Source organism: Synechococcus sp. PROS-7-1 (genome assembly GCF_014279795.1).
Lineage (GTDB): Bacteria > Cyanobacteriota > Cyanobacteriia > PCC-6307 > Cyanobiaceae > Synechococcus_C.
Map to the genome: position 1 here is coordinate 222,882 of NZ_CP047945.1, position 24,287 is coordinate 247,168.

General features: G+C 63.0%; 20 protein-coding genes, 1 tRNA gene and 1 other RNA gene. 11 read left to right on the plus strand and 11 right to left on the minus strand.

All coding sequences use genetic code 11. From position 1 onward, the window contains the following. Position 1 precedes the first annotated feature (1 nt). Genes tkt through acpP form a run of 3 tightly spaced genes read right to left on the minus strand, consistent with a single transcriptional unit; the run spans position 2 to position 3,563 of the window. Complete coding sequence (gene tkt, locus SynPROS71_RS01060) at positions 2-2,011, minus strand: transketolase (protein ID WP_186596092.1); 2,010 nt, start codon at positions 2,009-2,011, stop codon at positions 2-4. A gap of 50 nt (positions 2,012-2,061) precedes the next feature. Continuing rightward, a complete protein-coding gene (fabF, locus tag SynPROS71_RS01065) occupies positions 2,062-3,309 on the minus strand; it encodes a beta-ketoacyl-ACP synthase II (protein ID WP_186596093.1) in 1,248 nt (415 codons plus the stop codon). 11 nt (positions 3,310-3,320) lie between these two features. Then, the gene (gene acpP / locus SynPROS71_RS01070) at positions 3,321-3,563 is read right to left on the minus strand and encodes an acyl carrier protein (protein WP_007099572.1); all 243 of its coding nucleotides are present in this window, start codon (positions 3,561-3,563) and stop codon (positions 3,321-3,323) included. A 151-nt stretch (positions 3,564-3,714) separates the two neighbouring features. Here acpP and psaC point away from each other — a divergent pair, with 151 nt between their 5' ends. Beyond that, positions 3,715-3,960 (plus strand): photosystem I iron-sulfur center protein PsaC, encoded by a 246-nt coding sequence (gene psaC, locus SynPROS71_RS01075; protein WP_006042515.1) that lies wholly within the window; start codon positions 3,715-3,717, stop codon positions 3,958-3,960. Positions 3,961-4,042: 82 nt separating this feature from the next. Further along, positions 4,043-5,929: a glutamine--fructose-6-phosphate transaminase (isomerizing) gene (gene glmS / locus SynPROS71_RS01080; protein ID WP_186596094.1), complete on the plus strand. Its 1,887-nt coding sequence runs from the start codon at positions 4,043-4,045 to the stop codon at positions 5,927-5,929. On the opposite strand, the gene SynPROS71_RS01085 is transcribed toward glmS, so the two are convergent. Together SynPROS71_RS01085 and rimM are read right to left on the minus strand one after the other, a co-directional pair. Continuing rightward, positions 5,916-7,382 carry a mannose-1-phosphate guanylyltransferase/mannose-6-phosphate isomerase gene (locus SynPROS71_RS01085; RefSeq protein WP_186596095.1) on the minus strand — a complete coding sequence of 489 codons (1,467 nt, stop codon included), beginning with the start codon at positions 7,380-7,382 and terminating at the stop codon, positions 5,916-5,918. The two genes, glmS and SynPROS71_RS01085, sit on opposite strands and share 14 nt — an antisense overlap. A gap of 78 nt (positions 7,383-7,460) precedes the next feature. Continuing rightward, on the minus strand, positions 7,461-7,988 hold the full coding sequence (gene rimM, locus SynPROS71_RS01090; RefSeq protein ID WP_186597797.1) for a ribosome maturation factor RimM: 528 nt from the start codon (positions 7,986-7,988) through the stop codon (positions 7,461-7,463). Positions 7,989-8,056: 68 nt separating this feature from the next. On the opposite strand from rimM, the gene SynPROS71_RS01095 reads away from it, so the two are divergent. Both SynPROS71_RS01095 and SynPROS71_RS01100 read left to right on the plus strand, forming a co-directional pair. Further along, positions 8,057-8,239, plus strand: a complete 183-nt coding sequence (locus tag SynPROS71_RS01095; RefSeq protein ID WP_186596096.1) for an NAD(P)H dehydrogenase subunit NdhS — start codon at positions 8,057-8,059, stop codon at positions 8,237-8,239. Between the two features lie 5 nt (positions 8,240-8,244). Beyond that, a complete protein-coding gene (locus SynPROS71_RS01100) occupies positions 8,245-9,066 on the plus strand; it encodes an ion transporter (RefSeq protein ID WP_186596097.1) in 822 nt (273 codons plus the stop codon). Here the strand turns inward: SynPROS71_RS01100 and SynPROS71_RS01105 are convergent. Further along, the gene (locus SynPROS71_RS01105) at positions 9,063-9,758 is read right to left on the minus strand and encodes a ribonuclease III family protein (RefSeq protein WP_186596098.1); all 696 of its coding nucleotides are present in this window, start codon (positions 9,756-9,758) and stop codon (positions 9,063-9,065) included. The two genes, SynPROS71_RS01100 and SynPROS71_RS01105, sit on opposite strands and share 4 nt — an antisense overlap. Positions 9,759-9,841: 83 nt before the next feature. On the opposite strand from SynPROS71_RS01105, the gene SynPROS71_RS01110 reads away from it, so the two are divergent. Beyond that, positions 9,842-12,853: a M10 family metallopeptidase C-terminal domain-containing protein gene (locus SynPROS71_RS01110; protein ID WP_186596099.1), complete on the plus strand. Its 3,012-nt coding sequence runs from the start codon at positions 9,842-9,844 to the stop codon at positions 12,851-12,853. A gap of 159 nt (positions 12,854-13,012) precedes the next feature. On the opposite strand, the gene rnpB is transcribed toward SynPROS71_RS01110, so the two are convergent. Beyond that, positions 13,013-13,410, minus strand: an RNA gene (gene rnpB, locus SynPROS71_RS01115) — RNase P RNA component class A. A gap of 22 nt (positions 13,411-13,432) precedes the next feature. Between rnpB and SynPROS71_RS01120 the strand changes: the two genes are divergently transcribed. From SynPROS71_RS01120 to SynPROS71_RS01130, 3 genes are all read left to right on the plus strand, one after another. After that, positions 13,433-13,506 (plus strand) — tRNA-Arg (locus SynPROS71_RS01120). A gap of 95 nt (positions 13,507-13,601) precedes the next feature. Then, the gene (locus tag SynPROS71_RS01125; RefSeq protein WP_186596100.1) at positions 13,602-13,955 is read left to right on the plus strand and encodes a hypothetical protein; all 354 of its coding nucleotides are present in this window, start codon (positions 13,602-13,604) and stop codon (positions 13,953-13,955) included. Between the two features lie 37 nt (positions 13,956-13,992). Continuing rightward, complete coding sequence (locus tag SynPROS71_RS01130; protein WP_186596101.1) at positions 13,993-14,448, plus strand: hypothetical protein; 456 nt, start codon at positions 13,993-13,995, stop codon at positions 14,446-14,448. On the opposite strand, the gene SynPROS71_RS01135 is transcribed toward SynPROS71_RS01130, so the two are convergent. From SynPROS71_RS01135 to SynPROS71_RS01145, 3 genes are read right to left on the minus strand one after another with little or no spacing between them, the layout of a single operon-like run. Beyond that, positions 14,431-15,489, minus strand: coding sequence for an acetate/propionate family kinase (locus SynPROS71_RS01135; protein ID WP_186596103.1), 1,059 nt, complete (start codon positions 15,487-15,489; stop codon positions 14,431-14,433). The genes SynPROS71_RS01130 and SynPROS71_RS01135 overlap by 18 nt on opposite strands. Before the next feature lie 10 nt (positions 15,490-15,499). Continuing rightward, positions 15,500-18,022, minus strand: coding sequence for a glycogen/starch/alpha-glucan phosphorylase (locus SynPROS71_RS01140; protein ID WP_186596104.1), 2,523 nt, complete (start codon positions 18,020-18,022; stop codon positions 15,500-15,502). Between the two features lie 57 nt (positions 18,023-18,079). Next, positions 18,080-20,515 (minus strand): phosphoketolase, encoded by a 2,436-nt coding sequence (locus SynPROS71_RS01145; protein WP_186596105.1) that lies wholly within the window; start codon positions 20,513-20,515, stop codon positions 18,080-18,082. 172 nt (positions 20,516-20,687) lie between these two features. Here SynPROS71_RS01145 and SynPROS71_RS01150 point away from each other — a divergent pair, with 172 nt between their 5' ends. Continuing rightward, positions 20,688-22,082 (plus strand): cation:proton antiporter, encoded by a 1,395-nt coding sequence (locus tag SynPROS71_RS01150; RefSeq protein WP_186596106.1) that lies wholly within the window; start codon positions 20,688-20,690, stop codon positions 22,080-22,082. On the opposite strand, the gene SynPROS71_RS01155 is transcribed toward SynPROS71_RS01150, so the two are convergent. Then, entirely contained in the window at positions 22,079-22,384 is a 306-nt protein-coding gene (locus SynPROS71_RS01155) for a hypothetical protein (RefSeq protein ID WP_186596107.1), read from the minus strand. The two genes, SynPROS71_RS01150 and SynPROS71_RS01155, sit on opposite strands and share 4 nt — an antisense overlap. Positions 22,385-22,457: 73 nt before the next feature. On the opposite strand from SynPROS71_RS01155, the gene SynPROS71_RS01160 reads away from it, so the two are divergent. Beyond that, positions 22,458-23,387, plus strand: a complete 930-nt coding sequence (locus SynPROS71_RS01160) for an alpha/beta fold hydrolase (protein WP_186597798.1) — start codon at positions 22,458-22,460, stop codon at positions 23,385-23,387. 36 nt (positions 23,388-23,423) lie between these two features. Further along, the gene (locus SynPROS71_RS01165; RefSeq protein WP_186596108.1) at positions 23,424-24,281 is read left to right on the plus strand and encodes a galactose mutarotase; all 858 of its coding nucleotides are present in this window, start codon (positions 23,424-23,426) and stop codon (positions 24,279-24,281) included. Positions 24,282-24,287 lie beyond the last annotated feature (6 nt).

Genomic DNA, 24,287 nt, shown 5'->3' on the forward strand with positions numbered 1-24,287 from the left:
GTCATCCAAGAAGGGCTTTGGATTTTGCCACAACGTTCTCCACGGTGAAGCCGAATTTCTCCATGCAGGTGCCACCGGGGGCGGAAGCGCCGAAGCGATCCATGGTGATGGTGTCACCATCGAGGCCCACGAAACGGTGCCAACCGAAGCTTTCAGCGGCTTCCACCACGATGCGCTTGCGCACTGCAGAGGGGAGAACCTGCTCCTTATAGGCGTCGCTTTGCTCGTCGAACAGTTCGACGCAGGGCATGGAGACCACGCGCACCTTCTTGCCTTCAGCGCTGAGCTGTTTGGCGGCCTGCACGCAGAGGTCGAGTTCGGTGCCAGTGCCGATCAGGATCAGATCGGGAGTGCCGGCGCAGTCTTCGAGAACGTAACCGCCATGGGCCACCTTCTCGATTGAGGAGTTGGCCTGGTTGGCCATGCCTTGACGGCTGAGGCAAAGGGCACTGGGGCGGTGGCGGTTCTCGATCGCCAGCTTGTAGGCACCACTGGTTTCGTTGCCGTCACCTGGACGGAACACCATCAGGTTGGGCATCGCCCGCAGGGAGGGGATGGTTTCGATCGGCTGGTGGGTGGGACCGTCTTCGCCGACGCCGATGGAGTCGTGGGTGAGCACGTAGATCACGCCCAGTTCACTCAGGGCCGACAGGCGCATGGAGCCGCGCATGTAGTCGGCGAACACCAGGAAGGTGCCGCCGTAGGGGATCAAGCCACTGTTGTGATAAGCGATGCCGTTGAGCACGGCTGCCATGGCGTGCTCGCGCACACCGAAGTGCAGGTAGCGCTTCTCAGGGGTTTCCGGCTGGTAGGAACCGGTTTCACCCTTGATGTCGGTGTAGTTGGAGTGGGTGAGGTCGGCGGAACCACCGATCAGCTCCGGCAGGTTGGGACCCAGGGCACCCAGGCAGATCTGGGAATGCTTGCGGGTGGCCAGGCCCTTGTCGTCGGGGGTGTAGGTGGGGAGGTCCTTGTCCCAGCCCTGGGGCAGTTCACCGCGCAGCATGCGCTCGAACTCAGCGGCCTCGGAGGGGTATTGGCTGCGGTAGGCGGCGAGGGTTTGGTTCCACTCGGCTTCCTGGCTGGCGCCCCGCTCAATTGCCTGGCGGTACTGGTCGTAGGCCTCCTGGGGAACCTCGAAGGGGCCATAGCTCCAACCCAGCTGCTTGCGGGTGAGCTCGGCTTCTTCCTCGCCAAGGGGAGCACCGTGCACACCAGCGGTGTCGCCCTTGTTAGGGGAGCCGTAGCCGATGGTGGTGGTCACCTTGATGATCGAGGGCTTGTCGGTGACGGCCTTGGCCGCTTCGATCGCTGTGGCGATGGCCTCCACATCGGTGTTGCCATCGGCCACATGTTGCACGTGCCAGCCGTAGGCCTCGTAGCGCTTGAGCACGTCCTCGGTGAAGGACACGTCCGTGCGGCCGTCGATGGTGATGTGGTTGTCGTCGTACAGCGCGATCAGCTTGCCCAGCTTCAGGTGACCAGCCAAGGAGCAGGCCTCCGAGGCCACACCTTCCTGATTGCAGCCGTCGCCCATGATCACGTAGGTGTAGTGATCAACGACTTTGGCGTCGGGCTTGTTGAACTTGGCCGCCAGGTGGGATTCAGCAATGGCCAGACCCACTGCATTGGAGATGCCAGCGCCGAGGGGGCCGGTGGTCACTTCCACGCCGGGGGTCTCGAAGGTTTCGGGGTGACCAGGCGTTTTGGATCCCCACTGGCGGAACTGCTTGATGTCGTCGATCGATACCGAGTCGTAGCCGGTGAGATGCAGCAGGGAGTACAGCAGCATGCAGCCGTGCCCGGCGGAGAGCACAAAGCGGTCGCGGTTGAACCACTTGGGGTTCTTGGGGTTGTGGCGCAGGAACTTGTCCCAGAGGGTGTAACCCATCGGGGCGCAACCCATGGGCAGGCCAGGGTGGCCGCTCTTGGATTTGTTGACGGCGTCAACAGCCAGAAAGCGAATGCTGTTGATGCAGAGCGTGTCGAGAGAGGCGGGCGCTGCGACCATGGTGAAAAGTGCGTTGCGGACAGTTTGAAGGAGGGGTGCGGTGTCGCCGCTCACCCCATCGAGCGGAAAGCCAGGCAGACGTTATGACCGCCGAAGCCAAAGGAGTTGGAAAGCACCGTCTCCAGTTTGTGGTCTCGAGCTGTGTTGGGAACGACATCCAGATCACAGTCGGGATCGGGATTGGCGTAATTGATCGTGGGAGGGACCACGTTGTGCCGGAGTGCCAGCACGCAAGCCACGGCTTCGATCCCCCCTGAACCGCCCAGCAGATGACCGGTCATCGACTTGGTGGAGCTCACCGGGATCTGCAGGGCACGGTCACCCAGAGCGCTTTTGATGGCAGCGGTTTCGTTGCTGTCGTTGGCGGGTGTGCTGGTGCCGTGGGCGTTGACGTAATCCACACTGGCCGCTGAAAGACCACCGTCTTCCAGGGCGAGGCGCATGGCGGCTGCACCACCCACACCACCCGGCGTGGGCGAGGTGATGTGATGGGCATCGCAGGTGGTGCCGTAACCGACAACCTCAGCAAGGATGCTGGCGCCGCGGGCTTCGGCATGGCTGAGGGTTTCGAGCACCAGCATGCCGGCCCCTTCGCCGATCACGAAGCCGTCCCGTTCGCGGTCGAAGGGGCGGCTGGCTGTGGCCGGGTCATCGTTGCGGAAGGACAGGGCCTTGGCACTTGCAAATCCGGCCACTCCCAAGGGGGTGATCGCCGATTCCGCTCCGCCGCACAGCATGGCGTCAGCCTTGCCGAGCTGGAGCAAGCGGAAAGCGTCACCAATGGCGTTGGATCCTGCGGCACAGGCGGTGGCCACAGCCGAACTGGGACCTTTGGCCCCCACGGCAATCGCCGCCAGGCCTGTGGCCATGTTCGGGATCATCATCGGCACAGTGAAGGGACTCACCCGGCCGGGACCCTTCCCTTCCAGGACATGGGCCTGGGTTTCCATGGTGAGCAGACCGCCCACGCCGGAACCAATGATGATGCCGACGCGATCGGCGTTGTCAGCGGTAATGGCCAGGCCGGCATCGGCCAGGGCCTGTTTGGCCGCCACGACACCGAATTTGCAGAAGCGATCCCAGCGCTTGGCGTCCTTGGGCTCGATGAACCCTGTGGGATCGAATGCTTTCACCTCCGCAGCAAAGCGACATGCGTGCTCGGAGGCGTCGAACAGGGTGATGCCTGCGACGCCATTGCGGCCGGACGTGAGTGCGTCCCAGTAGTCGGCAACGCTGTTGCCGATCGGTGTCACCGCGCCAAGGCCGGTGACCACGACGCGTTGGAGACCCTCCACCATGCTGCGGAACCTCAGGCCTGCTTGTCTTCGATGTACTTAACGGCGTCACCGACGGTGGTGATGCCTTCGGCGGCTTCGTCGGGAATTTCGATGTCGAACGCTTCCTCCAGGGCCATCACCAGCTCGACGGTGTCGAGAGAATCGGCGCCCAGATCGTTCTGGAAATTGGACTCCGGCTTGACTTCGCCGGCGTCGACGCTGAGCTGCTCCGCCACGATCGAACGGACTTTTTCGAGGATCGCTTCCTGAGACATGGCCGTGAAGACGGGACGCCGCATCTTACGGGCTGGCGCCGGCAGCACCAGCCACGGGCGTTAACAACAGTGACGGCGAAGCGCGAGCACGATCTCAGGGGCGGCCATGGCAGGTACGTTGACGCCAAGTCAACTGCACTGAGACGGGCTCATGTCCCACGCCGTCAAGATCTACGACACCTGCATCGGCTGCACCCAGTGCGTGCGTGCCTGTCCTCTCGATGTGCTCGAGATGGTGCCCTGGGATGGCTGCAAGGCGGGTCAGATCGCCTCCTCTCCCCGCACCGAGGATTGCGTGGGCTGCAAGCGCTGTGAAACCGCCTGCCCCACCGATTTCCTCAGCATCCGCGTGTATCTCGGTGATGAGACCAGCCGCAGCATGGGCCTGTCGTACTGAACGATCCAACGGTTCGTTCGCTTCACAGCTCTTTTTGCTTCACAACCCATAAGCTCAGCCCGGCAGTGCCGGGCTTTTTTGTATGTGCGGAATCGTTGCGGTGATCGGTTCCCGGGACGCGGCACCCCTGCTGCTCGAGGGTCTTCGCCAATTGGAATATCGCGGCTACGACTCTGCCGGTGTGGCCACGGTGGAATCGGGGCAGCTGCATTGCATCCGTGCCAAGGGCAAGTTGGTGAACCTGTCGGCCCGAGTGGAGCGTGAAGGTGCCCCGGGCTTGGTTGGCATCGGTCACACCCGCTGGGCCACCCACGGCAAGCCGGAGGAGCACAATGCACACCCCCACCGCGATGGCAGTGGTGCTGTAGCGGTCGTGCAGAACGGCATTATCGAAAACCACCGGGCACTGCGGGAGGAGCTCAGCGCCAACGGTGTGAGTTTCCGCTCGGACACCGACACCGAGGTGATCCCCCACTTGGTTTCCGCCGAATTGGCGCGCTTGCAGGCCGTTGGTCGCAGCGCTGATGGAGCGCTGCTGCTGGAGGCCGTGCAAACGGTGCTTCCTCGCCTGCAGGGTGCCTATGCCCTGGCCGTGCTCTGGGCCGAAGTGCCCGGGGCGCTGGTGGTGGCCCGCAAGGCGGCTCCCCTGCTGATCGGTTTGGGCGAGGGGGAGTTTCTCTGCGCCAGCGATACCCCGGCACTGGCCGGTTTCACGCGCACGATCCTGCCCATGGAGGATGGGGAGGTGGCCCTGCTTGGTCCGTTGGGGATCGAGCTTTATGACGCCAACGGGGCGCGTCAGCAGCGCAGCCCCTCCCTTCTCAGCGGCCAGGAGCATGTGGCCGACAAGCGGCATTTCCGCCACTTCATGCTCAAGGAGATCCACGAGCAGCCCGAGACGGCCCGGCTCTGGGTAGAGCGCCATTTGCCGAAGGGGTTACCGGCGCAGCAGCCGGTGGCTCTGCCCTTTGACGATGCCTTTTACAGCGGTATCGAGCGCATTCAGATCCTGGCCTGCGGCACCAGTCGCCATGCCGCTCTGGTGGGGGCCTATCTGCTGGAGCAGTTCGCCGGTGTCCCCACCAGCGTGGATTACGCCAGTGAATTCCGTTACGCGCCGCCGCCGCTGGCGCCCAACACCCTCACCATCGGTGTCACCCAGTCGGGTGAAACGGCGGACACGCTCGCGGCCCTGGCCATGGATGTGGAGCGCCGCCAGGGCCATAGCGATCCAGCCTTTGCCCCCCGGCAGCTGGGGGTAACGAACCGACCGGAGAGTTCCCTGGCCCGGCAGGTGCCGCACATTCTCGACATCGGTGCCGGCATCGAGGTGGGCGTGGCGGCCACCAAGACCTTCCTGGGCCAGTTGCTGGCGTTCTACGCCCTGGCCCTGGCCTTTGCGGCCCGTCGCCATAGCCGCAGCGAGGCGGAGATCACCGGTTTGATCACTGAACTTCGCGGCCTGCCCGAGCAGCTCAGCGCCTTGGTGGAGCAGCACGATCAGCTCTCAGAAGCGATGGCGCACCGGTTCGCCGACACCCAGGATGTGATTTTCCTGGGGCGCGGCATCAACTACCCGATCGCGCTGGAAGGGGCGCTCAAGCTCAAGGAGATCAGCTACATCCACGCCGAGGGCTATCCGGCCGGTGAGATGAAGCATGGGCCGATCGCGTTGCTCGATGCCCGGGTGCCGGTGGTGTCGATCGCTGTGCCGGGGGTGGTGTTCGAGAAAGTGCTCAGCAATGCCCAAGAAGCCAAGGCTCGCGATGCCCAGCTGATCGGGGTGGCTCCCGAAGGTCCGGATACGGATCTGTTTGATGAGCTGCTGCCGGTGCCGGCGGTGAGCGAGTGGATCAGCCCCCTGCTCACCGTGGTGCCTATGCAGATGCTCAGTTATCACATCGCGGCCCATCGGGGCCTGGATGTGGATCAGCCCCGCAACCTGGCCAAGAGCGTCACTGTGGAGTGAGGGCTGCCCTGGCGGCCGCATCGCTGCGGCCGTACACATCGTCGAAGCGCACGATGTCGTCTTCGCCCAGATAAGCGCCGCTCTGCACTTCGATCAGCTCTACCGGGATGCGGCCGGGGTTGGTGAGCCGGTGCCGGCAACCGAGGGGGATGTAGGTGCTCTGGTTCTCGCCGATTAGCTGCTGGTCGCCATCGCGTTCCACCAGGGCTGTGCCCTTCACCACGATCCAATGTTCGGCGCGGTGGTGATGCATCTGCAGGGAAAGGCTGGCGCCAGGTTTCACGGAGATGCGCTTCACCTGCCAGCGGCTGTCTTCCACCACACCGGTGTAGTGACCCCAGGGCCGGTAGATCTTGCGATGGGCCTTGCCTTCTGGGCTGCCGTCGGCCTCCAGCTGCTTCACGATCGTCTTCACGTTTTGGGCCTGGCTGCGATCGGCAATCAGCACGGCGTCGTCGGTTTCCACCACCACGAGGTTCTCCACGCCCAGGCCCACCACCAGGCGGTGTTCGCTGCGCAGATAGCAGTTGCGGCTGCCCTCGCTGATCACGCGGCCGCGCAGCACGTTGCCGTCGTCATCGCGATCGGCGGTGTCCCACAGGGCACTCCAGCTGCCCACATCACTCCAGCCGGCGGCGAGGGGAAGCACGGTGCCCAGCTCGGTTTTCTCCATCACGGCCACGTCGATGGCCACATTCGGGCATTTGGCAAAGGCTTCCCGCTCCAAGCGCAGGAAATCCAGATCGGCCACGTCTTGTTCCAAAGCGGCACGGCAGCAGCTCACCACCTCCGGTGCCAGGCGCTCCAGTTCGGCCAGCATGGCGCTGGCTTTGAACAGGAACATGCCGCTGTTCCAGGTGAAGCGGCCACTGGCAAGGAACTGCTCAGCCGTGGCGCGGTCGGGCTTCTCCACAAAGCGGGCGATCGGCACGGGGGTGAGGGCCCCAGGCTGCAGCGGTTCGGACGCTTCGATGTAGCCGTAGCCCGTCTCCGGTGCGGTGGGCACGATGCCGAAGGTCACCAGGCGCCCCGCTTCGGCGGCGCTGCGTCCGGCATCAATGGCAGCGCGGAAGTGTTCACCATCACGGATCACGTGGTCGGCGGCCAGCACCAGTAGCAGCGGATCCTCTCCGCGGGCCGTGGCTTGCAGAGCGGCTACCGCCACAGCCGGAGCGGTGTTGCGGCCCATGGGCTCCAGCAGGATCGCGCCGGGCTCCACACCGATCTGGCGCATCTGCTCGGCCACGATGAAGCGATGGTCGTCGTTGCAGATCAACAGAGGCGGCGCCAGGCCTTCAAGCCCGTCCAGTCGCTGCTGGGTCTGCTGCAGCAGGGTTTCATCGCCGCTGCCGCCCAGGGGCCAGTACTGCTTGGGATAGCTGGCGCGGGAGAGGGGCCAGAGGCGCGTGCCGGTGCCGCCGCAGAGGATCACCGGAATCAGGGGGGTGGTCACTGGGGGCGCGTGACGGAGTGGCGGTGATTGTCGCGCAGGAGCTCCGTTGCTGTCACCTGTGCAGTCATCGGGGTGGATTCAGAGCTCGAGCAGACCTGGCGGTGGGTTGACCAGAAGCCAGCCCTGTTCCAGATGCACTTCGGGCACGATCGCCTCCACAAAAGGGATCATCAGGGTGCGGCCGTCGGGTCGTTCCAGCACCAGTAGGTCGTTGCCGCCGCTGATCAGATCCTGCACGGTGCCGATGGCGTCCCCATCGGCGCTCAACCGTGCTTCCAGACCCACCAGATCCAGCAGGTGGAATTCTCCTTCTGCCAGCTCGGGGCGGTCATCGGCAGGCACCATCAAGGTTTGGCCCACCAAGGCTTCGGCCGCGTCGCGGCTTTCAACGCCTGCAAAGCGCACCACAAACACGCTCTTGCCGGGCAGCTGCCGGCCGCTTGTCAGCTCAATTTCTTTTGGTGCTTTGCCGCGCGCTTTGAGCCAGCGGGTGCCGGGTTCGGTGAATCGCTCCGGGAAGTCGCTCGCCGGGTTCACCCGCACTTCCCCTTTCAGTCCCTGAACGGCCACCACCTTGCCCACCGGCAGCCAGTCGTCAGCAGTCATGTAGGCAGAAGCAGTCGACACGTCATCATCCTTCCGCGCAATACTGAGAGCCTGATCGTTCCATTGCCATGGCTTCCGCTGCTCCGATTCTTCCCGGCGCCACGGTGACGGTGGTGGATCAGCGTTCGATCTATAACGGCTACATCGGTTTTGTGCAGCGCATCAGTGGCGACCGGGCGGCTGTGTTGTTTGAAGGCGGCAACTGGGACAAGCTTGTGACCCTGCGCCTGCGCGATCTCAGCGCCGACTGACAGCCATGGAGCTCGCCCTGCGTCAGCGGTTACGGCGGGTTGTGCTGGAGTCCGGCACCCGTGCGGGCCGGATCTACAACCTGGTGATCTTCGGGACGATCCTGCTCAGCGTTGCGGGATTGTTGGTGGAGCCCCATCCAATGCGGGTGGCAGCACCCGGTGAAATCCCTGGCTGGGTGGATGAGCTCGAGCGCCTCTGCCTGCTGGTGTTCATGGCCGATTACCTGCTGCATCTGTGGGTGTCGCCCAAGCCGCTTGTTTATGCCCGCAGTTTCTTTGGGCTGATCGACCTTTCGGCGGTGCTGTTCTTTTTCGTGCCCCAGATCAACAGCGGCCTGATCCTCTGGGTTTTCAAGTTCGGCCGGGTGCTGCGGGTGTTCAAGCTGCTGCGCTTCATGGATGAGGCCCAGCTGCTGGGCCGGGCACTCAAGGCCAGTGCCCGCCGCATCGGCGTATTTTTGTTTTTCGTGGTGCTCGCCCAGGTGGTGCTCGGCTACCTGATGGTGGTGATTGAAAGCGGCCATCCCAACACTCAGTTCCAGACCGTGGGCCAGGGGGTGTACTGGGCAATCGTGACCATGACCACCGTGGGCTACGGCGATTTCGTTCCCCAGACCGTGCTCGGTCAGGTGTTGGCGGCGGTGGTGATGCTGCTGGGTTTCGGGATCATTGCCATCCCCACCGGCATCGTCACCGTGGAAACAATGCAGCAGGTGCGCCACGACCAGCGCGTCTGCACCCACTGCAGCCATGCCGAACACCGCCGAGAGGCGTCCCATTGCGATCGCTGCGGGGCGCCGTTGCCCGTCAGTGCTGGGGAGGCCTAAGCACGATCTGCTCTGGATGCTTTGAACTGCGCCATCAAGGCCTCTGCCGCTTGCTGCTCGGCCTCGCGCCGCGACCCGCCCCAGCCCTCGGCTGCCAGATCCGGGGGCAGGGTCACCAAGGCCTGAAAGCGTTTCGGGTCGCCATGGCGCTGGCTCACTTCGCTGCAGGTGTACTGGGGCAGCCCCAGCCCCTGGCCCTGGCTCCATTCCTGCAGGGCTGATTTGCTGTTGCCTCGGTAGGGATCGGCGAGCACCGCTTCGGCGCTCGTCTCCCAATGGGGCGTCAGCCAGGCCTGCACCGTTTGCAGCCCGGCAATCCGATACACCGCACCGATCAGCGCTTCGCTGAGCTCGGCGCGGATCGTGGCCGCTGCGGTGGGATCACTGCTGGCCTTCGGGCCGATGCGCCACCACTGGGCGATCGTGATCGCTTCCCCAAGCTGCGCCAGCCAGCGATCACTTACCAATTGGGCCCGCAGGCTGGAGCGCTCCCCCACCGGCATCTGGGGATAGGCCTCAGCAATGAATTCACTCGATGCCAGGCGCAACACCGCATCACCGAGAAACTCCAGCTGCTCGTGGTGTGGAACCAGACCGCTGGAGGTGTGGGTGAGGGCCTCCAGGAGGCAACGCCGTTCACGGTCGCCCAGGGGGTGCGGGCTCAGCGCCAGCGCAGCCCACAGTGCGTCCACTGATTGTGTTGTCTCAGGCAATTCTCACCAACGCCCCTGGGCGATCACATCTACCTTTCAGTTAAGTCGACTGAAGCGTTCGAATGGCTGCCCCTGCCGTGTTGGTCGAGGAGCTCGCGGACCCGTTGCCTCAAGACCAGGAGCTTGCCGCGGAGGCGCCTGAAACCACGGAAACCACGGGGCTCGACGCTGTCAGCGCAGGCGAGACCACGCTGACTGAAAGCGTTGACGATCTGGTTTCTGTCAGGACCGCGGGTGAAAAGCTGGTTCTGCACGCCGCCGGTTGTGCCTGTTCAGCCTGCCGATCCGCCCCGGCGGAGTCGGATCCCGCCCTGTCGAACGCTGGTGGCAGTGGTGGTTCTGTTGCCGCGGCGTCACTGGGCACGCTCGATCAATTAGCAGACTTTCTTGAAACGCAGTTCTGGACCGACTCCAATACCACCAACCGCAATTTCAACCTCTCGGAGACAGGAACTCACGCCAAATCTGGAGAGCTGACCTACAACACTAGTGGGAATTTGTTCGACGCCAATGGCCTGACGACTGGTCGCGCCAATCTGGTGGATGAGGCCTTCAAGGTTTTTGAGGCCACGCTCGGAATTGATTTTCAGAAATCAAGTGCTTTAGATGCAGATTTCGATTTTAGTGATAACCGCTCTGGTGCCTTTGCTGATACAAGCCTTTCAGCCAGTACTGTCGATTATTCTTGGATAAATGTTGCATCAAGCTGGAATTCTGGCAGTGAGACTTTCGGCGATTACACCTTTCAAACGATCTTGCATGAGATTGGTCATGGTCTCGGTTTAGGCCATCAAGGCCTTTACAACGGCACGGGTAGTTATGCCACCGATGCCGACTTCACGAACGATTCGTGGAAGGCCTCGATGATGTCGTACTTCGATCAAACGACGAACACAACCGTTGACGCCAGCTTTGCCTATCTGAGCACCCCCATGGTGGTGGATTGGATTGCTTTGGATGATCTGTATGGCCCGCAGGGCTACGGCATCAACAGGGCCTTTCTCGACGACACCACCTACGGCTTCAACACCACCATCAGTGCTGGCACTAGTGCGGTGTTCAATGAACTGAAGGATTGGATCCCCACCACCGCGTTCACAGTGGTGGATGGCGGTGGTGATGACACCCTTGATTTCAGTGGTTTCTCCGCCACCCAGCTGATTGATCTACGGCCGTCTGATGCCTCGGCCACGGATGTGTATGCCTCCAACATCGCCGGCAAAGAAGGCAACCTCACGATTGCCCCGGGCACGCTGATCGAAACGGCGATCGGGGGCTCCGGCGCCGACTCCTTCCGCGGTAACACTGCCGACAACAGCTTTGATGGCGGCGCTGGCACCGACACCGTTGTGGTGAGTGGGGCCTTGACGGATTACCTGCTCACTCTTTCCGGCAGCAGCCTGGTGCTCCAGGATCTGCGCAGCGGCAGCCCTGATGGCACCGACACGCTCACCAACATTGAATTCGTTGATTTCGATGGCGACACCCGCGGCTTAGCGGCTCTGCTCAACTTGGTGGACACCACGGCTCCATTGATCAGTGGTCCATCAGGGAGTGCGGGAGATGGAAGTTCCACGGTTTCGGTGAACGAAAACACCACGTCGGTGACAACGTTCACGGCGGATGAAAGTGTGAGTTGGAGCCTGTCGGCTGGTGCGGATGCATCCCTGTTCAGTATCAACAGCTCCAGCGGGGCCCTGGCCTTTGCCAGCGCTCCGGATTACGAGGCACCCCAGGACGCCGGTGCCGACAACAGTTATGAGCTGACGGTGCGCGCTACCGACACGTCGGGGAACACAGCGGATCAAACCCTCAGCGTGCGCGTGCTTGATGTTGATGACACAGCCCCATTGATCAGTGGTCCATCAGGCAGTGCGGGAGATGGAAGCTCCACGGTTTCCGTGAACGAAAACACCACATCGGTGACGACGTTCACGGCAGATGAAAGCGTGAGTTGGAGCCTGTCGGCTGGTGCGGATGCATCTCTGTTCAGCATCAATAGCTCCAGCGGGGCCCTGGCCTTTGCCAGCGCTCCGGATTACGAGGCACCGCAGGATGCCGGTGCCGACAACAGTTATGAGCTGACGGTGCGCGCTACCGACACGTCGGGGAACACAGCGGATCAAACGCTCAGCGTGCGCGTGCTGGATGTCAGTGAATCCACGGGCACGAGCAGTGGCAGTAGCAGCAGTGGTGGTGGTAGCTCCAGCAGCTCTGGTGGTTCCAGTGGGGGAAGCTCCGGCGGTGGCGGTGGCGGTGGCGGTGGTGGTGGCGGTGGTGGCGGTGCAACTTCCTCGTCGCCAAGCACGCGCTCGATTGAGGTCTCCCTTGATGGCAGTGCCGACACCATCGCCAATGCTCTTCTGTCTGGGGCGGGGAGCCAAGACCCCTCAGGCCTCACGATGGTCGTGAACGCCATCGGTTGGACTGGAACCGTTCCGGTGAACCGTGTTGTGAGAGCCACCACTGGTGGCACCACGCTCATGGCCAAGCAGCTGAATTACGTCAGCGGTCAACTGCCAGCCGATCAGACCGATATCCTCGTCGAAGGGTCTGTTCTGGCAGGAAGTGGTCAGCAGGATCTTGTTAGGGGTCTTGCCGGATGGGATTTGATCGCTGCTAACGACGGCGACGATCAAGTGCGGGCAGGGAACGGCCGCGACATCATCGATGGCGGGAGTGGACGTGATCAACTCTGGGGAGACTTCGGACGCAATTACTACAGAGGAAATCTCGATGGGGCAGCGGACTTGCTTGTGATCAAGTCCGATCAGCATCTTGTGAACTGGTGGTATGGCAAAGACGGCAACAATTCCACCGGTGCAAAGGCCGATGTGATCGAAGACTTGGAATCCATTGATCAGATTCGGATTCTTGGAGTGACGACGGAGCAAATCACCGTGGCGGACGCCTCTGCTCACGGACTCAACGGTTTAGGAATCTTTGCTGACGGCGCTTTAGAGGCTCTCTACACAGGGGGGAGCCTCAATGCCAGTCAGCTGCTTCAACAGGTGACCGGCGATGCTTCCGATGCTGTGATGGCCAATACCCAAGGCTTCTACGACTGGGCCTGAGGAGTGCGCGCGCCCAAAAGAAAACCCCTAGGGGGTTCCAGGGGAGAAGCTGCGAGGAGTCCAATCGTCGCGCCAACCACTCTGGTGTCTTTTCGCAAGAACCGTGACTGATTCCGCACGGACTTTGGTGAGTGATTGGTGAGAACCGATCGGTAAAGGGGGTGAAAGCAGGACATAAGCCGGGTTCTGTTCTCCCTTCCGCAGAAGGGGGGTGATCATCTATCTGGGATCGCCGTTACCGACGACCTCGAGCGGCTCACAAAGGCGGAACGGGGACGATGGCCAGCCGTCGTTCCTGGGCCTTGCTCCCGGCCGGGGTTTACCGAGCCAGCACCTCTCGATGCTGCTGGTGCGCTCTTACCGCACCTTTGCACCCTTGCCTGTGCCAAAGGGATTGCTCCCATGGGGCCATCGGCGGTGTGTTTCTGTGGCACTCTCCTCACGGTCACCCGCACTGGGCGTTACCCAGCAAGCCTGGCCATCGGGGAGCCCGGACTTTCCTCAACCTCACCTGCGCACGAAGCCCAGGGTTGGTTGCGATCACCTCGCCTGCTTTCAAACCCCATAATGAAGCGTGATGGGGCTGTAGCTCAGCCGGATAGAGCGACGGTTTCCTAAACCGTAGGTCGTGGGTTCGAGTCCCGCCAGCCCCGTGAGACTGAACAGCGGCGCCGGTAGTGACTACTACATTTAGTGGGGTGGCCAGACGGCACGCTCCCGCTAGCGTTGCTGCAACGAATCCGGATCCATGACCCAGCTTCACGATCTGCGGTTAAGGCTTCTTGTTCAGCAAGAGAGCGAGCGCATTGCCGACTCCCAACCTGCTGACCTTGATCTGTCGGTGGTTCAGGCCCGTTGTCTCTGCTGGCTCGCCCTGCTGGCTGAGGCCCATGAGGATCAGGCCAGTGATGCTGAGCGTCGTGGTGATACAGAGCAGGCCATGGGTTGGTTTGCCGACTCCATGCGCTTGCGTGATGTGATCCAGGTGGTCACCTCCATCGAGATTCCTCTGCCAGGAATCGTGGATGGCGACGATGATCGTCGCGATGGTCACGGAGGCGATGACAGCGGGTTTTCCTCGGAACCACCACTTGCCGCCTGATCAGGTGTCATGATGAGATCTGAGCTGTGGGTCGTCGGTGCCAGAAGAGCCCTGTCAATGCCCGGATTGTCAACGCTTCTACCGGGAGCATGACCGGCTGATCCGGGAGAATCCAACCCTGCGTCAACAGCAGGAGCTGAGCTGGGCGGCCCTCCAGTCGTTCCGCACCCTGTCCGGTCGGGTGCTGGAAGATCTCCAGAAGCAGCATGGGCCTCGCACCAGCGATGGTCAGGTGCATGCAACCCCGGTTGGTGGTGTGGATGAGCCCACCGATGCACTCCAGCAGGCCATGGCTGATCTGGAGAACATCAACGCCCACCTGTTCTCGATTGAGGCCTTGATGGAGCGCATCTTTGATGTGCGCGTGCCAGAGGACATTGAGCAGAAATTCCGTGAACTGGCCGGCGAGCTGGCCCCCGATCCTCTCAATGCCGATCGTTTGCGCTTGAACCGCCTGCTGCACCAAACCCCGGATCTACCCGACCGCGGCTGAGCGCCGGCACAGCCGGGCGATCATTCCTTCCTCGTCGGCTGGCACGATCACCATCTCCAGATTGGGCAGCCAGGCCAAGGCCTCTGCAAGCTCCGCTTGCAGGGCTTGGTCGTGTTCGCCGATTCCGCCGGTGAGCGCCAGCACATCCACGCCTCGCAGGCTGGCGGCCATGGCCCCGATCAGCTGCAGCAAGCGCTGCCGGAACACACCCAGCGCCAGCTGCGCTCCCTGATGGCCTGCAGCCGCCTGCTCGCGGATGTCACGCATGTCCCCGCTCAGGCCGGAGAGTCCCTTCAGGCCTGCCTGCTTCTGCAGCAGATCTGCCAGCTCGGCCTCGCCCATGCCTTCACGCATCAGTTCCAGCAGCAGCCCCGGATCCACGCTGCCGCTGCGGCTGGCCATCACCAGCCCCTCCAGCGGTGTGTACCCCATGGTGGTGTCGATGCAGACGCCTCCTTTGATGGCGGCCAGCGATGCTCCGGCCCCAAGGTGGGCGCTGATTAGGCGCAACTTTTTGAGATCTCGGCCCTGTTGCCGCCACTGGGCTGCCACGGTTTCGGCCACATGCTGGTGGTTGATTCCATGGAAGCCGAAGCGCCGGAACCCCCTCTGGCGCAGATCCGCTGGCAAGGCATAGGTGCTGGCCGCTTCCGGCAGGGTGCTGTGAAACGCGGTATCAAAACAGGCCCATTGCGGCAGGTCCGGCGCCCAGCCGCGGGCCCAGGCCAGACCCTTCAGGGCCGGAGGATTGTGCAGTGGAGCCAGGGGTACCAGCTCCTGCAGGGTGGTTTCCACCGCGGCATCAATGCGGGTGGGGGCGGTGAAGTGTTCGCCGCCATGCACCACCCGGTGGCCCACCAGGGTGATGCCCTGGCGATAGGGCGCCAGCTCTGGCGCCAGCCAGCTGCTCAGCACCCCATCAAGGCTCTCCTCTGGCTGCAAGCTGCGACCGCTGTGCCAGGGGCTGGCCCCGGTGGAGTCCACCAGGGCCGCTTTCAGGCTGGAGCTGCCGAGATTGATCACCAGCGCCAGGTCTTGCATCCGTGGGGCCTCAGCGCACGTCGCAGGTGATCTCCACCGGCATCGCCTGCACCTTCCAGATGTCGCGGCAGTAGTCGCGGATCGAACGGTCGGAGGAGAAGAAGCCGGTGCGGGCGGTGTTCAGCAGGCTCATGCGGTTCCAGTGCATGCGATCAGCCCAGGCCCGGCTCACCGCGTCCTGCGCCCGCAGATAATCGGCGAAGTCGGCCATCACGAAGAAGGGATCACTGCCGGTGAGGTTGTCGAGCAGTGGGCGGAACAGCTCGCCGTCTCCGTTGCTGAAGTGGCCGATCTCCACAAGGCGGATGGCCTCCGCCAGCTCGGGGATCGTTTGAATCACCTCCCAGGGGCGGTAGCCGCCCTGTTTGAGGTCTGCGATCTCCTCCACGGTCTTGCCGAACAGGAAGAAGTTCTCACCGCCAACCTGTTCGCGGATCTCCACATTGGCGCCATCGAGGGTGCCGATGGTGAGGGCTCCGTTCATGGCGAACTTCATGTTGCCGGTGCCCGACGCTTCCTTGCCGGCTGTGGAGATCTGCTCGGAGAGATCTGATGCGGGATACACCTGCTCACCCAGCTTCACGTTGTAATCCGGCAGGAACACCACCCGCAGACGGCCGTCCATGTCGGGATCGGCATTGATCGTTTCGGCGATGCCGTTGATGAAGCGGATGATCAGCTTGGCCATGTAGTAACCAGGAGCGGCCTTGCCGCCGAAGATCACCGTGCGCGGGGCCATGCCATCGGCCTGGCCGTTCTTGATGCGCAGGTACTGGGTGATCACCTGCAGGGCATTGAGGTGCTGGCGCTTGTATTCGTGGATGCGCTTCACCTGCACGTCGAACAGGCTGGAGGGATCCACCAGCACGCCGGTGTTGCGGTGGATGTACCCCGAGAGCTTGCGCTTCACCGAGAGCTTGGTGTTGCCCCAGTGCTCCAGGAAGCCATGGTCATGCTGACGCTCCTCGAGGCGGCGCAGCTGCTCCATGTCGGTGATCCAACCTGGGCCCACATGCTCATCCAGCAGGGTTGAGAGCTCAGGGTTGGAGAGGGCCACCCAGCGTCGCGGGGTGACGCCGTTGGTCACGTTGGTGAACTTCTCCGGCCAGAGCGCCGCGAACTCGGGCATCAGCTGCTCACGCACCAGATCGGAGTGCAGCGCCGCCACACCATTCACGTGGTGGGCCCCGATGGTGGCCAGGTGGGCCATGCGCACGGCCTTGCCGCCGTCTTCATCGATGATCGAGAGCTTGCGCTGGATGGCGTCATTGCCCGGGTAGCGCAGGCGCACCTGCTGCAGGAAGCGGCGGTTGATCTCGTAGATCAGCTCCAGGTGGCGGGGCAGCAGGCTGCTGAACAGGTTCAGGTCCCACTTCTCGAGGGCTTCCGGCAGCAGGGTGTGGTTGGTGTAAGCCACCGAGCGGGTGGTGATATCCCAGGCCTTCTCCCACTCCAGGTGGCGGTCGTCGATCAGCAGGCGCATCAGCTCCGCTACGGCGATGGCGGGGTGGGTGTCGTTGAGCTGAACGGTCCAGTACTCGGGGAAGTTCTCCACGGACAGGCCGCGGCTGTCGAGGCTGCGCAGCATGTCCTGCAGGGAGCAGCTCACGAAGAAGTGCTGCTGCTTGAGGCGCAGGCGGCGTCCTTCATCGGTGCCGTCGTTGGGATAGAGCACCTTGGAGAGGGTTTCGCTGCCCACCTTCTCTTCCACGGCGCCGTAGTAATCGCCGATGTTGAAGGCGTAGAAATCAAAGCTCTCCGTGGCATCCGCACGCCACAAACGCAGGCGGTCGCAGGTGTTCACCCGATAGCCCAGTACGGGCACGTCGTGGGGGACACCGATGGCGTGCTCAGACGGGATCCAGCGGGAGCGGTAGCTGCCCTTGTCGTCGATGTAGCTCTCCGTGCGGCCGCCGAAGCCCACAAAGCAGGCCTGATCGGGCTGGGGCAGTTCCCAGGGCCAGCCACCCTTCAGCCATTTGTCGGTGACTTCCACCTGCCAGCCATCGCGGATCAGCTGGTCGAAGATGCCGAACTCATAGCGGATGCCGTAGCCGGTGGCCGGGATCTCCAGGCTGGCCAGCGACTCCATGTAGCAGGCGGCGAGACGGCCCAGGCCGCCATTGCCCAGTCCGGGCTCTTCCTCCACCTCGAGGATCTGCTGCAGGGATTCGATGCCGAAGCGTTTGAGCGCTTCTTCCGCTTCCTTCTGGATGCCCAGGTTCAGCAGGTTGTTGGCCAGCTGGGGACCGATCAGGAACTCGGCTGAGAGGTAAGCCACCGTTCGCTGGGGTCTGGCGCGGATCGCCTCCTTGCTGGCGAGGAAGCGAGTCATCAGACGGTCGCGCACCGCATAGCTCAGGGCCATGTAGAGGTCATGGCGGCTGGCGGATGGCGCGAGTTTGCCCAGGGTGAAGAACAGGTGCTCGGTCATGCCGTCGAACACGGACTCGGCATCCAGGCCGGCACGTTCGGGGTCGGCATAACAGCCGGGGGTGGGCAGACGCAGATCGAGGGGCTGGGAGGAGCTCATGGGAGGTCGGGAAAGAGGGTGAAAAGGTGGAATTGAGGTCTGGATCAGCGCTGCGGTTCAGACGTTGCAGGAGCTGCGGCCGAGGCTCCAGCGCCAGTTGTTGATCTCGGGTGCATCGGTGCCGTGCTCATGGGCATAGGCGCGGTGCTTGTGGATCTCGTCCTTCATCTGCTCCTTCACGTGGGCGGCCCGGGATCCGAGGGACTCCACCCTGTCGATCACATCGATCACCAGGTTGAAGCGGTCGATCTGGTTGCAGATGGCTAGCTCGAGCGGGGTGTTGATGTTGCCCTGCTCCTTGTAACCACGCACGTGGAAGTTGCTGTGGTTCGGGCGGTTGTAGGTGAGGCGGTGGATCAGCCAGGGATAGCCATGGAAGTTGAAGATCACCGGCTTGTCGGGTGTGAACAGGCTCTCGAAGTCCCGGTCGCTGAGGCCATGGGGATGGTCTTTGGGGTTAGCCATCGCAAACAGCTTCACCACGTTCACGTAGCGAACCTTGAGATGGGGGATTTCTGAACGCAGAATCTCGATCGCCGCCAGGCATTCCTTGGTGGGAATGTCGCCGGCGGAGGCCATCACCACATCGGGCTCATCCGGATCGATGCCGCAGTTGTCGTTGCAAGCCCAATGCCAGATGCCGGCACCTTTGGCGACATGGCGGCGGGCTTCGTCGAGCGTGAGGTACTGCAGATGCTTCTGCTTGTCTGACACGATGATGTTGGCCACATCGGTTTCGGTGAGGGCCTTTTCGGCCACTGCCAGCAGGCTGTTGGCATCAGCCGGCAGATACACGCGGGTGATGCTGCCCTTCTTGTTGCCCGCCAGATCCATGAAGCCAGGATCCTGGTGGGTGAAGCCGTTGTGGTCTTGACGCCACACGGTGGAGGAGATCAGGCAATTCCAGGGGGCGATCGGCGCTCTCCAGGGAATCTCCTCGCAGTGCTCCAGCCACTTGCAGTGCTGGTTGTACATCGAGGCCACCACGTGGGCGAAGGCCTCATAGGTGTGGAAGAAGCCATACCGGCCTGTGAGCAGGTAGCCATCCATCATTCCCACCAGGGTGTGCTCGGAGAGCATCTCCACCACGGCGCCGTCGCGGGATAGTTCGCTGCCGTTCAGGTCTTCAGGCAGGAAATTCGCCATCCACGCTTTCTTGGTGGTTTCGTACACGGCCTGAAGACGGTTGGAGGCCGTTTCGTCTGGGCCGAAGAGGCGATAGCCGCCGGGGTTGTTGCTGATCAGATCCCGGATCAGTTCACCCAGGGGGTAGGTGTTCTCTTTTTCCGTCGTCCCGGGGTTCTCCACGGGCACTTCGTAGTTGCGCAGCTCCGGGAAGCGCAGATCTTTGCGCAGCACCCCACCGTTGGTGTGGGGGTTGGAGCCCATGCGCCGGTCACCTTTGGGGGATAACGCCCGGATTTCTTCGCGCACGGCGCCGTTGTCATCAAAGAGCTCCCAGGGGCGATAGCTCTTCATCCACTCCTCCAGCAGCTGCAGGTGATCGGGATTGGTTTTCACATCACCGATCGGCACCTGGTGAGCGCGCCAGAAGTTTTCGATCTTCTTGCCATCAAGTTCCTGCGGACCGGTCCAGCCCTTGGGGGAACGCAGCACGACCATCGGCCAGCGGGGGCGGAAGGCTTCACCACTGCCGCGGGCCTGCTTCTGAATGGCCCGGATTTCGAGCACGGCCTGCTCCATGGCCACGGCCATCTTGCGGTGCATCTCCATGGGATCGGAGCCTTCCACGAAGATCGGCGTCCAGCCCAGTCCGCGGAACAGGCTTTCCAGCTCCTCGTGATCGATGCGGCTGAGGATCGTGGGGTTCGCGATCTTGTAGCCGTTGAGGTGCAGCACCGGCAGCACGGCACCGTCTTTGATCGGGTTGATGAATTTGTTGATGTGCCAGCTGGTGGCCAGTGGGCCGGTCTCCGCCTCGCCATCACCCACGCAGGCGACCGTGATCAGTTCGGGGTTATCGAACACCGATCCCGCGGCATGGGAGAGCACGTAGCCGAGTTCACCGCCCTCGTGAATCGAGCCGGGCATCTCCGCGGTGCAGTGGCTGCCGATGTGTCCCGGGAAGGAGAACATCTTGAAGAACTTCTTCAGGCCGGCTTCATCCAGGGACTTGTCGGGATAGCGCTCGGTGTAGCTGCCGTCGATGTACACCGGACCGCGGGCGCCGGGGGCCCCATGGCCAGGACCAGACATGTAAATCATGTCCAGGTCGTAGGCGTTGATCAGCCGGTTGGCGTGGGTCCAGATGAAGGCCTGGCCTGGGCTGGAGCCCCAGTGGCCCAGAAGACGATTCTTGATGTGCTCGGGCTGCAGAGGCTCCCGCAGCAGCGGATTGTCCTGCAGATAGATCATTCCCACCGCCAGATAGTTGGCGGCCCGCCAGTAGGCATCGAGGCGCCGCAGTTCGTCATCCGCTGGCGCCTGAAGGTGTTCAGAGCCTGAGAGATGCAGGAAGGGAGTGACCGTCATGCGATGCCCGAAGCAAAACTGGGTACGCGGAAGGTAGCCAGCTCAAACGGGTGCGTTCGTTAAGAACCGCACATGCGGATCGTGGCCTGGCCCACGTCGGTTCGGGATGGATGCATGCGGTGCAAAAACCCATTTACAGATAAGGTCCGCGGGAGAGGCCCAAACGATTCCGATGCTCGCTGCTGCGATGCCGCCCCTGCTCGTGCCCCTGCTGGCCGAGATCTCCTCCCACGACCTTGAAATGGCCGAAACCCTGATTGGGGTGGCCCGTTTCGCCCTGATCTTCGTGGCTGCGCGCCTGCTGGCGGAGGTGCTGGTGCGCCTTCAGCTGCCCACGATCCTTGGGGAACTGCTCGCTGGGGTGCTGATCGGTGCCTCCGGCTTGCACCTGTTGGTGCCGCCGGAAACGCAAGTGGAGCTCAGCAATGGGGTGATCAGCCTGGTGAGCGGCCTGGTGAATGTCCCCCCGGATGCCGTGCCGGAGATTTACAACGAGAGCTTCCCCTCGCTGGAAGCGGTGGCGGAGCTCGGGCTCTACGCCCTGCTGTTTCTCACCGGCCTGGAGAGTGAACTGGAAGAACTGATCGCCGTCGGCGCCCAGGCGTTCACCGTGGCTGTGGCCGGTGTGGTGCTCCCCTTTGCTCTTGGCACCTGGGGACTCATGGCCATCTTCCATGTGGATGCCATCCCGGCGATCTTTGCCGGTGCCTCAATGACAGCCACGAGCATCGGCATCACCGCCAGCGTGTTCAGTGAATTGGGCTTTCTCAAGACCCGTGAGGGGCAGATCGTGATCGGCGCCGCCGTACTCGACGACATCCTCGGCATCGTGATCCTGGCGGTGGTGGTGGCTCTGGCCTCAGGCGGCAACCTGGAAATCGGCCCGATCGTGAAGCTGGTGGCTGCTGCTGCAGTGTTCGTGGTGGCTGCCATTGGCCTCAGCCGCACCGCTGCTCCCGCCTTCGACTGGATGATCGACAAGCTCAAGGCACCCGGTGAAGTGTTGGTGGCGTCTTTTGTGATCCTGGCCCTGAGCTGCTTCACCGCCACGGCCATCGGTCTTGAAGCTGCTCTTGGAGCGTTCGCGGCTGGTCTGATTCTCAGCAGTTCTAAGCACAACCACGCCATTCAGCAGGCGGTGCTGCCGATCGTGACCCTGTTCGCCACCATCTTCTTCGTGCTGGTGGGCGCCGGTATGGATCTCTCAGTGATCAATCCATCTGACCCCTCCAGCCGCACGGCGCTGGTGGTCGCTGGCTTCCTGTTCGTGGTTGCCGTGATCGGCAAAATTGCCGCCGGCTGGGCCTTCATCAGCAAGCAGCCCACCCGCCGGTTGGTGGTGGGTCTGGGAATGATGCCCCGCGGCGAAGTGGGACTGATCTTCCTGGGCCTCGGTACCAGCGCCAAGCTGCTGTCCCCCTCGCTTGAAGCCGCGATCCTCTTAATGGTGATCGGCACCACCTTCCTGGCGCCGGTGCTGCTGCGCCTCGTGCTCGGGGGCAACAAGCCGGACGACGGCGACAGCGTCAGCGACGACGTGGCAGCTGAACCCGTGGGCCTGCTCTAACGCCGGGCCAGGCTGATAAACAAACCCCAACCGATGCTGATCAGAGCCAGGCTGGAGGCCCAGCCTGGTCCGAGGGCCCACCCCAGGATCAGCTGCACCACCACACCCACGGCCAAGGCCAGCAGCAGGCTGCTGATGACCAGGGCGGCCTGACGCCACGATTCATTCAGCGGGCCGCTTTCCAGGCTCGCTTCAAATCGGCTCAAGGGTCCGCTGAGCGGTATGTAGAGGGCCAACGCCCAGAACAATCCTCCGCTGAGGGTGGCTCCCTGAAGCAATGGGCTGACGCTGTCGTCGAACATCGCGGTGCTGGCGGCCCGGTGGACCACCGGAGGAACGGGATGCCTAGCATCGCGAGCCGAAGCGGGAGGTGCGGTGAGCAACGACCAGGCAGCGTGGTGGCAGTTCCGTGGCCATGCCGTGCACGGTCTGTGCGCAGCGCCAGAACCGGCCCAGAACCCCCAGTCGCTGGAGCGCCCTGCCCTTCTGCTGGTGCATGGCTTTGGTGCCTCCACAGATCACTGGCGGCACAACATTCCTGTGCTGGCCCAAACCCACGAGGTGCACGCTGTGGATCTTCTCGGTTTCGGACGCAGCGCCAAACCCGCAGGACTCAACTACGGCGGTGCGCTCTGGCGCGATCAGCTGGTGGCCTACGTGCAGGAGCGCATTGGCCGCCCCACGGTGATCGCCGGCAACTCCCTGGGGGGATTCGCTGCCTTGGCAGCGGGTGCCGCGCTTGCAGACCAGGCGGCTGGGGTGGTGCTGATCAATGCTGCGGGTCCCTTCAGCGATGAACAGACCGCCAGCCCGGGGGGGTGGGGGGCGATCGCCCGGCGCACCATCGGCTCCGCTTTGCTGAAGAGCCCAGTGCTGCAGCGGTTGCTGTTTGAAAATCTGCGTCGGCCCGCCACCATCCGCCGCACGTTGCGGCAGGTGTACATCGACAAAACGAACGTCGATGACTGGCTGGTGGAGTCGATTCGACGCCCGTCGCTGGACCCGGGAGCCTTCGGGGTGTTCCGCACCGTGTTCGACATCCCCCGCGGCCAGCCCCTCGACGAATTGTTTGCTCATCTGCAGGCGCCGTTGCTGCTGCTTTGGGGGATTCGCGATCCCTGGATCAATGCCGCCGGACGGCGATCCAGCTTCCAGCGCCACGCTCCGGAGAACACCACCGAAGTGGTGCTTGATGCCGGCCACTGCCCCCACGATGAGGTTCCCGATCAGGTGAACCGGGCCTTGCAGGACTGGCTGGCAGAGCGTGTTGGCGAGAACACCTTGGATCCGCAGCCAGCCCGTTAATTTCCGGCCAGTCTTGGGTGTCCAAGTCCTGTGGCCATGACCTTCCGCCAGCAGTCCGCTCCCTACGCCCACTGGGAATACGTGCATCCCAGCAGTGGTGATCGTCTGCGCATCGTGCCGGAGCGCGGTGGTTTGGTGAGCGAATGGCTCTGCAACGGCCGTGAAGTGCTCTACTTCGACCAGGAGCGCTACGCCGACCCTGCCAAGAGCATCCGCGGCGGCATTCCCGTGTTGTTTCCGATCTGCGGCAATCTGCCCGGCGACAACTTGCCCCTGGCCAGCGGCACCTACACCCTCAAGCAGCACGGCTTTGCCCGCAATCTTCCCTGGACGATCGAGCTGCTCGAGGATCAGGGCGGTGTGCGGCTCTGTCTGGTCGATACGGCTGACACCCGTGCGGCCTATCCCTTCGCCTTCCGGGTGCAGATCGACGTGCGCCCTGTGGCCTCAGCGCTGGAGATCGTGACCACGGTCACCAATACGTCGGCGGAAGGCGGAGAGGCCATGCCCTTCAGCTTCGGTCTGCACCCGTATTTCAATGTGACCGATCTGGCTCGCACCGAGCTCGAAGGACTCGCTCCCCGCTGCCTTAATCACCTGGAGATGGCTGATGCCGACACGGCCTCCCAGCTCAGCCGTCTGCCGGACGGCGTGGACTTCCTCACCCGTCCCGCCGGACCGGTGACCCTGGTGGATACGGCGGCTGGCACTCGTTTGCAGCTTCAGCACCACGAACCGATGGACCTCACGGTGGTCTGGACCGAACCCCCCCGCCCGATGGTGTGCCTCGAACCCTGGACGGGACCACGGCAATCGCTGATCAGTGGCGATCGCAAATTGGAACTGAGTGCCGGTCAGAGCACCACCCTCACCTGCCGCTACGTGGTGAGCTGAGCACGT

Coding starts and splice junctions, on each gene's coding strand:
- tkt (WP_186596092.1), bottom strand. CDS start 2,011: ATGGTCGCAGCGCCCGCCTCTCTCGACACGCTCTGCATCAACAGCATT.
- fabF (WP_186596093.1), bottom strand. CDS start 3,309: ATGGTGGAGGGTCTCCAACGCGTCGTGGTCACCGGCCTTGGCGCGGTG.
- acpP (WP_007099572.1), bottom strand. CDS start 3,563: ATGTCTCAGGAAGCGATCCTCGAAAAAGTCCGTTCGATCGTGGCGGAG.
- psaC (WP_006042515.1), top strand. CDS start 3,715: ATGTCCCACGCCGTCAAGATCTACGACACCTGCATCGGCTGCACCCAG.
- glmS (WP_186596094.1), top strand. CDS start 4,043: ATGTGCGGAATCGTTGCGGTGATCGGTTCCCGGGACGCGGCACCCCTG.
- rimM (WP_186597797.1), bottom strand. CDS start 7,988: ATGACTGCTGACGACTGGCTGCCGGTGGGCAAGGTGGTGGCCGTTCAG.
- SynPROS71_RS01095 (WP_186596096.1), top strand. CDS start 8,057: ATGGCTTCCGCTGCTCCGATTCTTCCCGGCGCCACGGTGACGGTGGTG.
- SynPROS71_RS01100 (WP_186596097.1), top strand. CDS start 8,245: ATGGAGCTCGCCCTGCGTCAGCGGTTACGGCGGGTTGTGCTGGAGTCC.
- SynPROS71_RS01110 (WP_186596099.1), top strand. CDS start 9,842: ATGGCTGCCCCTGCCGTGTTGGTCGAGGAGCTCGCGGACCCGTTGCCT.
- SynPROS71_RS01125 (WP_186596100.1), top strand. CDS start 13,602: ATGACCCAGCTTCACGATCTGCGGTTAAGGCTTCTTGTTCAGCAAGAG.
- SynPROS71_RS01135 (WP_186596103.1), bottom strand. CDS start 15,489: ATGCAAGACCTGGCGCTGGTGATCAATCTCGGCAGCTCCAGCCTGAAA.
- SynPROS71_RS01140 (WP_186596104.1), bottom strand. CDS start 18,022: ATGAGCTCCTCCCAGCCCCTCGATCTGCGTCTGCCCACCCCCGGCTGT.
- SynPROS71_RS01145 (WP_186596105.1), bottom strand. CDS start 20,515: ATGACGGTCACTCCCTTCCTGCATCTCTCAGGCTCTGAACACCTTCAG.
- SynPROS71_RS01150 (WP_186596106.1), top strand. CDS start 20,688: ATGCTCGCTGCTGCGATGCCGCCCCTGCTCGTGCCCCTGCTGGCCGAG.
- SynPROS71_RS01155 (WP_186596107.1), bottom strand. CDS start 22,384: ATGTTCGACGACAGCGTCAGCCCATTGCTTCAGGGAGCCACCCTCAGC.
- SynPROS71_RS01165 (WP_186596108.1), top strand. CDS start 23,424: ATGACCTTCCGCCAGCAGTCCGCTCCCTACGCCCACTGGGAATACGTG.